Origin of the sequence: Sphingopyxis sp. OAS728, from assembly GCF_014873485.1 — a bacterium.
Classification (GTDB): domain Bacteria; phylum Pseudomonadota; class Alphaproteobacteria; order Sphingomonadales; family Sphingomonadaceae; genus Sphingopyxis.
The window spans coordinates 1,269,155-1,283,951 of sequence record NZ_JADBDT010000001.1; the positions used below are offsets into that span (position 1 = coordinate 1,269,155).

Consider the following 14,797-nt stretch of genomic DNA (forward strand, 5'->3'; position numbering starts at 1 on the left):
TTATTCACTGGCCTGGCAGATGATCGTGCCAAAGGCGGGGAGAGAAAGATGGAGGCTGCCCGGCGCCGTGGGAACCGCGGGGCAGTCGCCGTGGAGCGCGGTAAAACCCGCGCTTTTCATATCGATGGCGATGTTCGCCGATAATGTCGCCGACGACGTGTTGAAGGCGAGCAGGATTTCGCGGCCGGTGTCGGGGTCGAAGCGCGATACCGCGAGCAGGCCGGGCTTTTCGGAGAAAGCGCGGACCCTGGTGGCGCCGCGCATCAGCGCGGGGTTCTTGCGCCGAATCTCGGACAGCGCCGCGATATGGCGATAGAGCGGATGCGCGGTGTCGAAATTGGCGGTCGCGGTCGTCGCGTCGCTGCCGATCAGGTCGTTGTCGTTATAGGCCGCAACCTGCGACGCGAACATATTTTCGCGCGCAAGCTGGTCCTTGTCGTCCGAGACGAACCCCTGCTCGTCGCCATAATAGATCGTCGGCACCCCGCGCAGCGTCAGCAACATGGCATGGCCGAGCATCACGCGCTGGAGCAGTTCGGCCTCGCTCGCCTTCGGGTTCGCAGCCTTCACGAACATGGCGAAACGGCCCATGTCGTGATTGCCGAGGAAGGTCGGCAGTTCCTGCGCCGCCTCTGCTCCGCCCTTGTAGAGCGCGTCGCCGTCGAACAGCCGCGCGAACTCGCCGGTGCCCTTCGTGCCGCTCACCGCGTCGATCGCGGCGCGTGCAAAGCCGAAGTCAAGCACTGCGGGGAGGCCCGCCGCGTGCGTGTACCAGGCGAGCGCGCCCGGATCGACGGCATCGACATAGACTTCACCGAAAATGTGAAAATTGGGGATGCCGCGCGCCTTTGCGCGCGCCTGCATCGCGGGCACGAAGGCCTGCCAGAATTCGGGGTTCACATGCTTCGCGGTGTCGATGCGGAAGCCGTCGATCCCGAATTCGTCGATCCAGCGACCATAGATGTCGATAAAGCCCTGCACGACGCGCGGATGCTCGGTAGCCAGATCGTCGAGCCCGGAGAAGTCGCCGTACAGCGCGGACTCGCCGACCCAGTCGCTGTTGCCACGATTGTGATAATAGATCGGGTCGTTGAGCCAGGCGGGAACCTTCACCCGCTCCTCGCCCTTCGGGATGATGGGGGTGTAGGCGAAGGCGAGGTCGGTGAGCTTCGACCAGTTTCCGGCATCGGCGACATGATCGCCCGCGAAACCCGGATTGATCGGCGCCCCCTTCACCCCGCCGCGCCGCGAGTAAGGATAATCGGCGAGGCTGCGGTAGCGGAAGCCGCCGGCCGCATCTTCCTTGTAGGTGATCACATCGGCGGTGTGGTTGGCGATGATGTCCATATAGACCTTCATGCCGCGCGCATGGGCGGCGTCGACGAAGGCCTTGAACTCGGCATTGGTGCCGAAATGCGGGTCGACCTGCGTGAAGTCGGTGACCCAATAGCCGTGATATCCCGCGCTCTCTTCGCCCTTCGGCCCCTGCACCGGTTTGTTCTTGAAGATCGGCGCGAACCAGATCGCGGTCGCGCCGAGACCCTCGATATAGTCGAGCCGCTTCGTCAGGCCGGCAAGGTCGCCGCCGTGGAAGAAGCCCTTGGCGGTCGGGTCATAGCCAGTCTGAAGCCGGTCGCCTTTCAGCCCGCCCATGTCGTTCGTGGCATCGCCATTCTCGAAGCGGTCGGGGAGGACGAAATAGATGATTTCGTCCTCGGGCGGGCGCTGGCGGAAATCCGCAACCGGCGCGGAGCCCGACAGGCTCATTGCGATGATCGATGCGAGCAAACTCATGCGGGCACTCCAGCCGCGCAATGCTGCGCGATAAATTCGTCGTGGGCGGGAAGATGCGACGCAGTGCGCGCGACGATCGTTTCGATGTCGGCGAAAAAGCCCGCCAGTTCGTCGCCGGTGAGTTGGTCGGCCATCGGGTGATGGCCATCGGGCATGATATTCTGCCCCGTCAGCACCTGGAACCAGCCGATTTCGATGAACAATTCGTCGCCCTCGCGGACGATCTGGCCTTGGCTTTTGAACAGCTCGATCTTGCGCGCGAGCGTTTCGGGAATGCCCATCTCGCGGCAGCGGATCCAGAAGGGCGCGTCGGTGCGCTGGTTGGCGTGATAGTGGAGGATGACGAAGTCGCGGATGCGCTCGTAGTCGAAGCGGACGCGGCGGTTATAGGCAGCGATATTGGCGGCATCGAAATCGCGGTCGGGGAAATGCGCGAGCAGCTTGGCTATGCCGTTCTGGATCAGGTGGATGCTCGTCGACTCAAGCGGTTCGAGGAAGCCCGAGGCGAGGCCGAGCGCGACGACATTGGCGTTCCACGCCTGTTTGCGCATGCCAGTGCGGAAGCGGAGCGTGCGCGGGTCGGCGAGCGGGCGGCCCTCGACATTGGCGAGCAGCGTCGCGGTCGCCTCATCCTCGCTGATGAAGTCGCTGCAAAAGACATGGCCGTTGCCGGTGCGGTGCTGGAGCGGGATGCGCCATTGCCAGCCGGCCTTGTGCGCGATCGCCTGCGTATAGGGCCGCGCAGGGCCCGTATTTTCGCTCGGCACCGCGATCGCGCGGTCGCAGGGAAGCCACTGCGTCCAGTCTTCGAAGCCGGTTTCGAGCGCATCCTCGATCAGCAGCGCGCGAAAGCCCGAACAGTCGATGAAGAGTTCGCCTTCGATCGTCGTGCCATCTTCCAGCACGACGGCTTCGACATGGCCGCTTTCGCCGCCCCGCCGGACGCTGGCGATCTTGCCTTCGGTCCGTTCGACCCCGGCGGCCTCGGAAACCTTGCGCAGATAGGCCGCATAGAGCGCGGCATCGAAATGAAAGGCGTAGGCGATGCCGTCGAGGCTGGTGTTCGGGATTTGCGGCAGCCGCGCAAAGCGGTTCTGCCGCCCGGCGGTTTCGTTCAGCGAATAATCGCCGAGCCGCCCCGCGACACCCTCGTTCCGGCCGCGAAGCCAATATTGCTGGAACGGCAGCATGCCGAGGCTGCGGCCGATCTGGCCGAAGGCGTGCATATAGACGTCGCCGATCCGGCCCCAATCGTGAAACTGGATGCCGAGTTTGAACGTGCCGCCGGTTTCGCGAATGAACTCATTCTCGTCGATGCCGATCAGCGCGTTGAACAGGCGGATCGCGGGGATCGTCGCCTCGCCAACCCCAACGGTGCCGATCTCGTCGCTTTCGACCAGCCGGATCGACAGATTGTCCATCGTCCGCGACAGCGCCGCGGCGGCCATCCAGCCCGCGGTTCCGCCGCCGACGATGACGACCTTCGTGATGCGGCTGTCGCCCACCCTGTTCCTTTCTCTCGTCCGGAAACGGGCCGGGCGTGTCGCCCGACCCGCGCATCCCGTCAGAACTTATAGGTGATGCCGGCCATGAAGTTGCGACCATAATTCTGATAGTCGCGGATCTGGCGCGGATCATTGTTGTAATAGGTCACGAACGGCTCGTTGGTCAGGTTCGACGCCTGGAACAGGATGCCCAGCCCTTCGAGCCCGCCGCTCTGGAAGGTATAGCCGACCTGCGCGTCGACGACGAACTCGCTCTTCGCCATGAACATGTCGCGTGCGAGGCTGATCGTCGAAACTTCGGCAAGGAACTTCGAGCGATAGCGGCCCGACGCGCGCACCTGGAAGCCGTCCTTTTCGAAATAGGCGGTTCCGTTGATGACCCATTTCGACAGGCCGGGCATCGAGATCGGATCCTCGCCACCTTCGCGCACGCGGCTCTTGGTGTACGAGGCGCTGCCGAGCACGCCGAAACCGTCGAGCGACTGGGTGAGGTTGGCGAAGGGCAGCGAGAAGGAGGCTTCGGCACCATAGACGCGACCGGCATTGCCGTTCAGCCACTGCTTGCTGAGGCCTGCGCGCGTGCCGACCGTGCCGCCGTCGGGAACCTCGAAGTCCGTAAAGTCGAACGGATTGACCTGACGATAGATGTAATTTTCGAGATATTTGTAGAAGCCGCCGACCGAGACATAGCCGCCCTGCCCGAAATATTTCTCGAGCCCCACATCGACCGTGTCGGCCATCAGCGGACGCAGCCGCGCGTTGCCGAGGTCGAGCGACCAGGGCGAGGCGTTGACGTCGGTGTTGTTGCGCTTCGACGCGTCGAAATTGACGCCGCCGCCCGGCTTCAGCTGATCCATGCGCGCACGCGCCAGCACGCGGGCGGCACCGAAGCGCAGGAAGGTGTTGTCGGCGAATTCGACCGACAGGTTCAGGCTGGGCAGGATGTCGGTATATTTGGCGCCGTCGGTGACCGGGGTCGACTGGGTCACGCCGCCGACGACCTGCGCATAGAAGCTCGATCCCGTCTGGTCCGAGTGGACGATCTGGACGCCGACGTTGCCGCGGATCGGCGTGCTGCCCGCATCGGCGTCGAAATTCGCCTGCACGAAACCGGTCAGCACCTTTTCGCGGATCGTATAATCGTTGAACACACGCGCCGGGTCGAAGCCCGCGCCGTCGGTCAGATTATAGTTGCCGTCATTGTAGAAACGCCAGCTGTCGAACGCGACCATGCCGGGGATGCCGATGAAGTCGAGCGACACCGGATCATAGAGATAATCGGCGGGCACCGCGGTGTTCGCGGGATAATTTTTGCTCGTCAGCACGAAGCCGCGGTCGTCGAGGCTCTTCTTGCGGTCCGAATAATTGGCGCCGACGCGGATGCTGCTGAGCACGCCGCCCAGTTCCTGCGTCGCCTGCAGGCGCAGCGATTTCAGCTGGTCTTTGATCTTCGGCGTGTTGACGAAGCCGTCCTGGCAATTGGCAACCGCGCCGCCGCAGCTGTTCCAGCCCTGCGGGTCGGTGATCACGAACAGATTGGGGTCGGAATAGTCGAGCGACGGGTCGAACATGATGCCGCCCTTCGAGCGCATCTCGAAGCCGAGCGCGGTTTCGCGTGCGCCGACATTCTGGCCGCGGCCGGTGCCGAGATAGATTTCGAGATTTTCCTCGGTCTTCTTGATCCGCGAATAGCCGAGATCGAGTTCGAGCGTCAGCTTCTCGTTCGGCTTGAACTGCGCGTTCCAGCCGCCGGCGATGATCGTCGAGTCGCGGTGGACAACGTCGTTGCGCATCACCGCCTCGGTGCCCGTCCAAACGCCCTTCGTCACCAGACCGTCCTCGACGGTGAAGCCGGGCTGAAGCGTCGAATTGCCCCAAAAGAGCGGGAATTCGATCCCGCGCAGGCGCTGTTCATCCTTGAACTTCGACCAATAGCCGTCGATCGTCGTGTGGAACTTGTCGCTGGGTTCCCATTCGACGACCGCCATCACGCCGTCGCGCTTCAACTCGTTCGATTTCACATAGGGCTTGGCGCCGCCGATGATGAAACCGGTGTTCGTACCGTCGGTCGCTTCGGGATAGCCCCAAGCGTTGAAGCGCTCCTCGGCGGTCGGCGACTGCATACGCGCATAACCGATCGCCCAGCCGAGCGTGCCGTCGGCATTCTGGTCAATATAGGAGATGTTGGCGCGATAGCCCTTGTTCGAAATATCGGGGTTGAGCTTGCCGAGATCGTTGATCTCGAAGCGTGCCCCGGCGGCGATCGCGCGCTTGCCATAGGCGAGCGGGCGCACCGTGCGCATGTCGATCGTGCCGCCGATGGCTTGGCCGATCAGCGACGCGTCGGGGGTCTTGTAGACGATGGCGCCGTTCAGCAATTCGGACGGATATTGGTCGAGCTCGACGCCGCGGTTGTTGCTCGCCGAAACCTGTTCGCGGCCGTTGAGCAGGGTGGTGGTGAAATCGGGCGCGAGACCGCGGATCGACACGACATTGGCGCGGCCGTCGAGGCGCTGTGTCGCGAGGCCCGGCAGGCGCGACAGCGATTCGGCGATAGACAGGTCGGGCAGCTTGCCGATGTCTTCGGCCGACACGACCTCGACGATCGAGGTGTTGTTCTTCTTCGCCTGGACCGAATTGTTGATCGCGCCGCGGATGCCGCTGACGACGATTTCGCCTTCGGCCGGCGCTTCGTCGACGGGCGCGGTGCTCGCGTCCTGCGCCATCGCGGCGGCAGGCATCAAGGCGGTCAAAGCGAAGCCGAGCGCGATGGCGCTGACACCGCGGTTCAGATTGTTCGGCAAGATCATGTGTGGCTCCCCTGGCACGGACGGGTGGTCTTGACCCATGCATCGGAAGGGGGGACGCGGCGCGTCCGTCAGGCTCCTCTCCGGCACGTGGGCTTTCCCATCTTGAGCCTCGCAATTGAAACCAATCGCGCCGCGCCGCCATAGGGTATACGTATACGCATAATATGCAGGCGCTCGGACTGTCGCGGAAATACAACGGATTCAGCCCCGAAAACCGGGCAACTCCGCATTGTGCAAATTCTTGGCATAGACCTGACCAATCGCTAGTCTGCGACGGAGGCGGCGGCCATCGCAAGACCGCGGCGTCAGGGAGAGAGACATGGGGCGGCAACCCTCGGCCAAGCCGACGAGTTTCGACATCGCCTATCTGGCGGGCGTCTCGCAGCCCACGGTTTCACGCGCGCTGCGCGGCAGCAAATCGGTCAGCGCCGCGACCCGCGCAAACATCGAACGCATTGCGCGCGAACTCAATTACACCGTCGACAAAAATGCCTCGAGCCTGCGCTCGCAGCGCACCCACACGCTCGCCTTGCTCTTCTTCGAGGATCCGAACCCCGACGAATCGATGATCAACCCCTTCTTCCTGTCGATGCTGGGGTCGATCACGCGCGAATGCGCGCGGCGCGGATACGATCTGCTGATCAGTTTCCAGCAGATGCACAATGACTGGCACGTCACCTATCAGGACAGCCACCGGTCCGACGGTATCATCCTGCTCGGCTATGGCGATTATCAGCTCTATCTCACCAAGCTCGAGCATCTGGTCGAGATGGGGACCAAGTTCGTGCGTTGGGGGTCGGTGTCCGAAGACGGGATCGGGCTGACCGTTGGGTCCGACAATGTCGGCGCGGGCGAACTGGCGGGCGCGCATCTGGTCGAGATCGGGAGGCGGCGCATCGCCTTCCTCGGCGACGCGTCGGACCATGCGCCCGAATTCCAGGATCGCTATAACGGCCTCTGCCGCGCGATGCGCGCCGCGGGCCTCGAGCCCGATCCGGCGCTTCAGCGCGACGCGGTTTCGTCCGAGGATTCGGGCTATGCCGCCGCGCGGTCGCTCATCGAAAGCGGCCAGAATTTCGACGCCGTCTTCGCCGCCAGCGACCTGATCGCGATCGGCGCGATGCGCGCGCTGACCGAAGCGGGGCTGCGCCTGCCGCAGGACGTCGCGATCATCGGCTTCGACGACATCCCCGCCGCCAGCCTGACCTCGCCGACGCTGACCACGCTGATGCAGGATATGAAGGGCGCGGGGACCTTGCTCGTCGACGCGCTGCTCGCGCGGATCGAGGATCGCCCCGTCGAGCAGCGGATATTGCCAGCCCGGCTGATCCGGCGCCAGAGCACGGCGATCTGACGAAGCTTCGTGTCGGCATTGGGTTGGAAGCGGCCCTTTGTGAACCCCGGCGAAAGCCGGGGCCGAGTGCGGAACTAGCTAAGGTCGCGTCAGAATTCTGGGCCCCGGCTTCCGCCGGGGTTCACATCTGTATCGGCGGCTCTCGGCCGAAAGCGGCCCCCACGTATTCGTATACGTAACCGCACCGCGCTTGCCCTGCACCGCGCGCGCTGCAACACCCCCACCAACGCGAGCCGCGCCAGCAGCCGCAACGGGAGACGCATGATGGAAAAACCGAAGCAGGGCTTTGCCGGCCTGTGGAATATCAGCTTCGGCTTTTTCGGCATCCAGATCGGCTTCGCGCTGCAGAATGCGAATATGAGCCGTATCTTCCAGTCGCTCGGCGAGGATATCGAGAAACTTCCCGGCCTGTGGGTCGCCGCGCCGCTAACCGGCCTGCTCGTCCAGCCGATCATCGGGCATATGAGCGACCGGACCTGGCTCGGCCGGCTCGGGCGCCGCCGTCCTTATTTTCTCGCCGGCGCGATCCTCGCCGCGATCGCGCTGTTCGTCATGCCCGAAAGCCCCGCGATCTGGTTCGCCGCGATGATGCTGTGGATCCTCGACGCCTCGCTCAACATCTCGATGGAGCCCTTCCGCGCCTTCGTCGGCGACATGCTGCGCAAGGATCAGCACAGCGTCGGCTATGCGGTGCAGACCGCCTTCATCGGCGCGGGCGCGGTGGTCGGATCACTCTTCCCGACGCTGATGGAGGCGATGGGCGTCGCCAATGTCGCGCCGCCGGGACAAATCCCCGACACGGTGCGCTACGCCTTCTGGTTCGGCGGGATTGCGCTGTTCCTTGCCGTACTGTGGACCGTCGTCACGACGGACGAATATAGTCCCGAACAGATGGCGTCCTTCGAAGCTGCGGCGGACGGCGAGGCAACCGCAGTCCGCGCCCTCGCCTCGCACAGCTATACAGCCAGCGGCGGCTGGATCGGCGCCGGGCTGCTCGTCCTGCTCGTCCAGCATCATTTCGCCCTGCTGCGCGAGGTGCTGCTGCTCGGTGCGCTGCTGATCGGCTATGGTCTCGCAAGCATCGCCGCGATCGCGCTGGCGCGCCGCGGCAACGACACGAACATGCTGTCGAGCATCGTCGGCGATTTCTCGGGCATGCCGGCGCTGATGAAGCGGCTTGCGCTCGTCCAGTTCTTCAGCTGGTCGGCGCTGTTCATCATGTGGATCAACACCACCCCGATCGTCGCCCAATATCATTTCGGCACGACCGATGCCGCGAGCGCGGCCTATCAGGAGGCGGGCAACTGGGTCGGCGAATTGTTCGCCATCTATAATGGCGTCGCCGCCATCGCGGCGCTGACCCTGCTCCCCTGGCTATCGCGCCGTTTCGGGCAGGCCCGGACGCACATAATCGGGCTCGCGTGCGGAGCGATCGGTTACGGCAGTTTCTTCCTGCTACGCGACCCCACACATCTGATCGTCAGCGAGATTTTCATTGGCATCTTCTGGGCATCGGTGCTGGCCATGCCCTATGCGATCCTCGCCTCCAGCCTGCCGCAAGCAAAGCTCGGCATCTACATGGGGCTCTTCAACATCTTCGTCGTCGTGCCGCAATTGCTCGTCGCAACGGTGATGGGCTCGATCATGAAATCGCTGTTTCCCGGCGAACCCATCTACACGATGGCCTTCGCCGCCTTTGCCCTGCTGCTGGCGATGATTGCGATGCTGCGCGTCGGCCAACCGGCCGCAGATCGCGGCCAAACCGTCCACGGCTAGTCGCGCCCAGATACCGCCCTATCGGGCGAAGAAACCGGTGTCACAACAACGCCGCACGACTGTCATCGTGGCGACCCACTGCGGCCATCGAATCGCAACCCCGAAGCCCTAGCGGACGCCGACCGCAATCGGCGGCAATCCAATCCAGGGGTTTCAGAATGACGATCAGAGGTCTTGCCTCAGCCACCGCGCTTGTTCTTCTCGCGAGCACGAGCAGCGCCGCACTGGCACAGTCGGACACCGGCGACACAGCTGCCAGCGACGCGGCGGCGCAGGGCGACGAGATCGTCGTGACCGGCCGCGCGGGCGCCGGCGACCGCACGCGGATCGAGACGAGCTATGCGATCACCTCGATCGACAACGACACGCTGCGCTCGCGCGCCCCGTCGAGCGTCACCGAAGCGCTGAAGTCGGTCCCCGGCTTCTGGGTCGAGGCATCGGGCGGCGAAGGCAGCGGCAACGTCCGCGCGCGCGGCATTCCGGTCGACGGGTTCGGATCGATCACCCTGCTCGAAAACGGCCTGCCGGTGCAGCATGACCCCTCGCTCGGCTATCTCAATGCCGACCAGGCCTTCCGCATCGATGAATCGATCGAACGCGTCGAGGTCGTCCGCGGCGGCCCGTCGTCGATCTTTTATTCGAACGCCCCCGGCGGCGCGGTCAACTTCATCACGCGGCAGGCCAAGGACGAACTGACCGGCGTCGCGCGCATCCTTTATGGCCCGACCGCCGACCTGTTCCGCTTCGACGGCTGGGTCGGGACGCCGCTCGGCAACGGCTGGAGCCTTGGCGTCGGCGGCTATTATCGTAAGGAAGATGGCGTCCGCGATCCCGGTTTCGCGGGCAATGAGGGCGGACAGATCCGCGCCGACCTCAACTATGATTTCGGCGATGGCCGGATCACGCTCGGTTACAAAAAGATCGACGACAGCACGATCTTCTACACCGGCATCCCGCTCACCAAGGACCGCAAGGGCAATATCGTCGGCCTGCCGGGCTTCGACCCGCATTATGGCACGACCGCGAGCCGCGCGACCGCCTTCATGACGCTGCGCGACGCCAACGGGCCGGTCCGGTTCAACAATGCCGACGGCACCGACGTCAACCTCGACCAGTTCAGCCTGCTCGCCGAGTGGGAGCTCGCGCCGGGCTGGAAGCTCAGCAACCGCGCGCGCTATCGCGACTCGCTGACGGTGCGCAACGGCGTCTATCCGGCGTCGATCAGCACCGCGACCGCCTTCCTCAACCAGAACCGCGCCTCGCTCCTCGCCGCCTTCCCCGGCGCGGCGAGCGTCCAGCTGCGCTACAGCGACACCGGCGAGGCGTTCGACGTCACCGGCCAGAACGGCAACGGCGACGTCTTCATCAACGCCGCGCGCCCGGTCACCGTCGACGAGAGCGAGTTCCTCAACGACCTCCGCCTCGCGCACAGTTTCGACATCGGCGGGATGACGCATGATGTGTCGATCGGCTTCTATTACGCCCGGATCGAAGAGACTTTCCAGCGATACTCGGCGTCGACGCTGCAGGACGTATCGGACAATTCGCGCCTGCTCGACCTCGTCGCGCTCAATGGTGCGGGGCAGGTCATCGGCGCGGCGACCGAAAATGGCGTCGTGCGTTATGGCTCCGAATTCGCCAACGGCAGCGGCACGCAGGACACGTTCGCAGTATATGCCGCCGACGAATGGCAGGTCACGCCGCAGCTCCGCATCGACGGCGGCGTCCGCTGGGAAACGGTCAAGACGCGCGGCGCACAGGAGGGCAGCAAGACGGTCAACCTCGGCAATGCGGCGACGCTCGCCGATAACAGCGTGCTGACCGGAAACGGCATCTTCGCTCCCTTCGATCAGAAGTTCGACAAGGTCGGCTATACGATCGGCGCGGACTGGCAGTTCGCACCGCGTGCCGGGGTCTTCGCGCGCTACACCTCCGCCTTCCGTTTGCCGAGCGTCGGGAGCTTCATTACCAGCGCCACCGCGGTTCCGCGGACGCAGGGCATCGACCTGTGGGAAGCGGGCCTCAAATATCAGTCGCGCTTCGCCAGCGTCTACCTCACCGGCTTCCTGACCGACTTCAACTCCTATGGCATCGGCAACACGAAGTTCGACCCGGTCACCAACGGCTATGTGTCGCAGACGGTCTATACCGACACGCGCGCGTACGGCGTCGAGTTCGAAGGGACGGTGCGGCCGACGTCGTGGTTCGACTTCACCCTCAACGGCACGTGGCAGGACCCGACCTTCCGCAACCTGCGCTATCACGAGCTGACCACGGTCAACGGGCAGCAGACGCTGGTCCCGCGCGACTATTCGGGCAATCAGCTGATCCGCGTCCCCAAAATGACGCTGCGCGCGACGCCGGCGGTGACGCTGCTCGGCGACCGGCTGCGCGCGCAGGTCGATGTCGAACATTATACGAAGCGTTACGCCGATGCGGCGAACATATCGAAACTGCCCGCCTATACCGTGCTCAATGCCAGCGTCCGGTTCAACCTGACCAACCAGATCACGATCTGGGCCTATGGCGACAACCTGACCAACGAGCTCGGGCTGACCGAGGGCAACCCGCGCGCGGGCGAACTGACCAGCGGACAGGCGAACGACCTGTTGTTCATCGGGCGTCCGATCGTCGGCCGCAACGTCCGCTTCGCCGTCGACTTCCGTTTCTGATGCTGCACCGCGCGATCCTGTTCGCTGCTGTTCTGGCGATGGCCGCCCCCGTGGCGGCCATCGAACAGACGCCGCCCGATGTGACGGTCACCGGCGAGATCACCGGAACCGACCATCAGACCTATCGCGAGGTGGCGTTCGACGTTCCCGAGGGGACCGAACGCGTCACCGCGGTGCTGAGTTACGACAAGTCGAACAAGACCGTCGTCGACATGGGCGTGTGGGATCCGGCGCGTTTTCGCGGCTGGAGCGGCGGATCGCGTGACCGCTTCACGATTGCGCCGAGCGACGCGACGCCGGGCTATCTGGCGGGTGCGCTGCCCGTCGGGCGCTGGCGCGTGATGCTGGGCGTTCCCAATGCGCGGGCGAACAGCCGGGCGGCCTATACGGTCCGGGTCTTCTTCGACCGCGCCGACGAGCGACGCGCCACCGCCGCGATCGCCGATCCACCGATCAAGGCCGGGCCGGGCTGGTATCGCGGCGACCTTCATATGCACGATGCGCACAGCGACGGCAGCTGCCGGAGCCGTGGCGGGCGGAAGGTGCCATGCCCGCTGTTCCGCACCGTTGCCGCCGCCGCCGAGGCAGGGCTCGATTTCATTTCGGTCACCGACCATAATACCACCGCGCATTTTAGCGGCCTGCGCGAGCTCCAGCCCTACTTCGACACGATGCTTCTGATCCCGGGGATCGAGGTGACGACCTTCGGCGGCCACGCCAATATCTTTGGCCCGACCGGCATCGTCGATTTCCGCGTCGGCACGCCCGGCGGCCCCGATATCCGCTCATTGCAGCGCGATGTTGCGGCGGCGGGCGCGATCATGTCGATCAACCATCCCGCCCTGCCCTCGGGCGAACAATGCATGGGTTGCGGCTGGACGTGGAAGGACACCGACTATGGCGCCATTACGACGATCGAGGCGATCAACGGCACGATGACCGAGGGGCCCTTCGCCGGGCTCGGCTTCTGGTATGCGCGGCTGAACGAAGGACACCGCCTGACCGGCATCGCCGCCAGCGACAATCACGACCCCGACGTCGCGCCCGGCAACCCGCCGCCCGGCCCGGCGGCGATCGGCCACCCGCGCACCGTCGTCCATGCAAGTGCATTGTCGACGCCCGCGATCCTCGACGGCCTTCGCGCGGGCAATGTGTTTCTCGACATAGAGGGGACGAACACGCGCCTTCTCGAAGTCGAAGCCTCTGCGAACGGACAGCGCGCGATGATGGGAGAAACATTGTCGGGCCGCCGCCGCATTACCATCGGCGCGCATGTCGCGGGCGTCACCGGCGCATTTGCCGAGCTGATCCTGAACGGTCAGCCGACCAGAGAACGCCAGCCGATCGGTTCTGACGACGCCCGGCTAAACTGGACGCTGAACGCGCAGCAAAGCTGCGGCTGGCTTGCGGTCAATGTTCGCGGCAGCACGGGCAAGCTGCTGCTCGCCGGCAACCCGGTCTATCTATCATGCAGCTAGATCCCAGGGGTTGGCGATTCGCCGATTGAAAAGTCGGACAGCCGACATCCGGCCGATAGCTACCAGTCCCCTTTTGCTCGCTTTTGTGCGAAAGGCGGCCGTCAGCGATTTTCTGCAAAGAGGCTACGTGCGTACCAGGCTCAGCATTTGCAAAAAGAAGCATTCCTATCGGTCGGAGGAGGAAGCGCTCGCGGTCGCTCGGTGTGCCGAAATCACGCTCCGCACCTATCGCTGCGACCGCTGCCGACTGTTCCATTTGACCAGCCGCACAAAGGGCAAGCCTATGCTTCGACGCGTTGAAGGAGCGTTTTCTTAGCGATCCGAAGCGCCTTTTCCTTGCCACACATCCCCGCATGCGATCCGGCGCGAAGCGAGCGAAATCGCCAAATGCGGCGTCAAAACAGAATCTGCGCGACGATGCTTGTCTTCGCCCCGGCACGCTGCTAGTGGCGCCCCTCGTTGCCGCTTTAGCTCAGTTGGTAGAGCACATCATTCGTAATGATGGGGTCACAGGTTCGAGTCCTGAAGCGGCACCACTTCTCCAGATCATTCGAATGAACTTGAAAGCCGCAGCGCGCATGAGCCTGCGCGGCGTCGCCACACCCCGCGATCGGGCGCGTGTTTTCGCGATATTTTCCTGGATTCCCTCTGCGGGAAAATGGTGCCCAGAAGAGGACTCGATAGTTAAGCCTATGATTTTGAAAAGAAATTTATTTCTCTTCGGAAAGCAAAATGGTGGCCCCTTCGATGGCCCGCGTCAATATTTCATGGAGTGGTTCAAGTGTTGGATGTCTCAACAACGCACGCGGAATGTCATAGCGATCCAGAGCCCTTGTCGCAACCCGCGACGCTCGTGATTCAATTATGAACGCAGCCACGCGAAACTCTTGGCGGTCATGTTGGCCAGTGGGTGCGGAGGGCCGTGACGCCTTGTGGCCGTCTGGCGACCGACCCGGTCTCGGGGACGGAACACTAGGAAGCTGACCTTCGCTGGCGACCCGCTTGGTGTAAACGAAGCCGCTCTGCCGTCGACGCCTCTCGACCCAACTAAGCCATTCAGCGCCCAAATGTTGACTTGAAGATCCGTCTCAAAACGGGAAGGTTTTTGCGACTGTCAGCGCAGGAAGGCCAAGAGATTGAGTGCGCCTGATAATCCCAGCAATCCAAAGCCGACGACAAGAAGGCTGGTGCCCTTGGCGCGATTGGCGTGCTCGGTTGAATTGGCGAGGTTATAAATATCGCCTTTGTATCCGGGCATGAGCTGCTGGATATTCAGTTCATGCGCCGTAACGATCAGCGCGAGCGCATCGAGGATACGTTTCACCCGCCATGCCAAGACCACCGATCCAGCAACGCTGCATATAGCCGCTACTATCTTGAGCGAATTTGGATCGAGCATGTTCCCCCC

General features: G+C 63.8%; 8 protein-coding genes and 1 tRNA gene. 5 read left to right on the plus strand and 4 right to left on the minus strand.

The annotated features are described in order from the left end of the window. Genes GGC65_RS05950 through GGC65_RS05960 form a run of 3 tightly spaced genes read right to left on the minus strand, consistent with a single transcriptional unit; the run spans position 1 to position 6,109 of the window. Complete coding sequence (locus GGC65_RS05950) at positions 1-1,794, minus strand: alpha-amylase family glycosyl hydrolase (RefSeq protein WP_192646317.1); 1,794 nt, start codon at positions 1,792-1,794, stop codon at positions 1-3. After that, a complete protein-coding gene (locus tag GGC65_RS05955) occupies positions 1,791-3,299 on the minus strand; it encodes a tryptophan halogenase family protein (protein WP_192646318.1) in 1,509 nt (502 codons plus the stop codon). The genes GGC65_RS05950 and GGC65_RS05955 overlap by 4 nt, the downstream gene beginning before the upstream one ends. A gap of 59 nt (positions 3,300-3,358) precedes the next feature. Next, positions 3,359-6,109 (minus strand): TonB-dependent receptor, encoded by a 2,751-nt coding sequence (locus GGC65_RS05960; protein ID WP_192646319.1) that lies wholly within the window; start codon positions 6,107-6,109, stop codon positions 3,359-3,361. A 319-nt stretch (positions 6,110-6,428) separates the two neighbouring features. On the opposite strand from GGC65_RS05960, the gene GGC65_RS05965 reads away from it, so the two are divergent. The 5 genes from GGC65_RS05965 to GGC65_RS05985 all read left to right on the plus strand — a co-directional run bounded on the left by GGC65_RS05965 (position 6,429) and on the right by GGC65_RS05985 (position 13,925). Further along, complete coding sequence (locus GGC65_RS05965) at positions 6,429-7,463, plus strand: LacI family DNA-binding transcriptional regulator (RefSeq protein WP_192646320.1); 1,035 nt, start codon at positions 6,429-6,431, stop codon at positions 7,461-7,463. Between the two features lie 264 nt (positions 7,464-7,727). Further along, positions 7,728-9,239: an MFS transporter gene (locus GGC65_RS05970; RefSeq protein ID WP_192646321.1), complete on the plus strand. Its 1,512-nt coding sequence runs from the start codon at positions 7,728-7,730 to the stop codon at positions 9,237-9,239. A 158-nt stretch (positions 9,240-9,397) separates the two neighbouring features. Further along, complete coding sequence (locus tag GGC65_RS05975) at positions 9,398-11,911, plus strand: TonB-dependent receptor (RefSeq protein WP_192646322.1); 2,514 nt, start codon at positions 9,398-9,400, stop codon at positions 11,909-11,911. After that, on the plus strand, positions 11,911-13,389 hold the full coding sequence (locus tag GGC65_RS05980) for a CehA/McbA family metallohydrolase (protein ID WP_192646323.1): 1,479 nt from the start codon (positions 11,911-11,913) through the stop codon (positions 13,387-13,389). The genes GGC65_RS05975 and GGC65_RS05980 overlap by 1 nt, the downstream gene beginning before the upstream one ends. Before the next feature lie 461 nt (positions 13,390-13,850). Then, positions 13,851-13,925: transfer RNA gene (locus GGC65_RS05985), tRNA-Thr, on the plus strand. A 578-nt stretch (positions 13,926-14,503) separates the two neighbouring features. On the opposite strand, the gene GGC65_RS05990 is transcribed toward GGC65_RS05985, so the two are convergent. Beyond that, complete coding sequence (locus GGC65_RS05990) at positions 14,504-14,788, minus strand: hypothetical protein (RefSeq protein WP_192646324.1); 285 nt, start codon at positions 14,786-14,788, stop codon at positions 14,504-14,506. Positions 14,789-14,797 lie beyond the last annotated feature (9 nt).

Bases quoted from the DNA above. Each gene is read 5' to 3' on its own strand.
- GGC65_RS05950 (WP_192646317.1), bottom strand. From the start codon at position 1,794: ATGAGTTTGCTCGCATCGATCATCGCAATGAGCCTGTCGGGCTCCGCG.
- GGC65_RS05960 (WP_192646319.1), bottom strand. From the start codon at position 6,109: ATGATCTTGCCGAACAATCTGAACCGCGGTGTCAGCGCCATCGCGCTC.
- GGC65_RS05965 (WP_192646320.1), top strand. From the start codon at position 6,429: ATGGGGCGGCAACCCTCGGCCAAGCCGACGAGTTTCGACATCGCCTAT.
- GGC65_RS05970 (WP_192646321.1), top strand. From the start codon at position 7,728: ATGGAAAAACCGAAGCAGGGCTTTGCCGGCCTGTGGAATATCAGCTTC.
- GGC65_RS05975 (WP_192646322.1), top strand. From the start codon at position 9,398: ATGACGATCAGAGGTCTTGCCTCAGCCACCGCGCTTGTTCTTCTCGCG.
- GGC65_RS05980 (WP_192646323.1), top strand. From the start codon at position 11,911: ATGCTGCACCGCGCGATCCTGTTCGCTGCTGTTCTGGCGATGGCCGCC.
- GGC65_RS05990 (WP_192646324.1), bottom strand. From the start codon at position 14,788: ATGCTCGATCCAAATTCGCTCAAGATAGTAGCGGCTATATGCAGCGTT.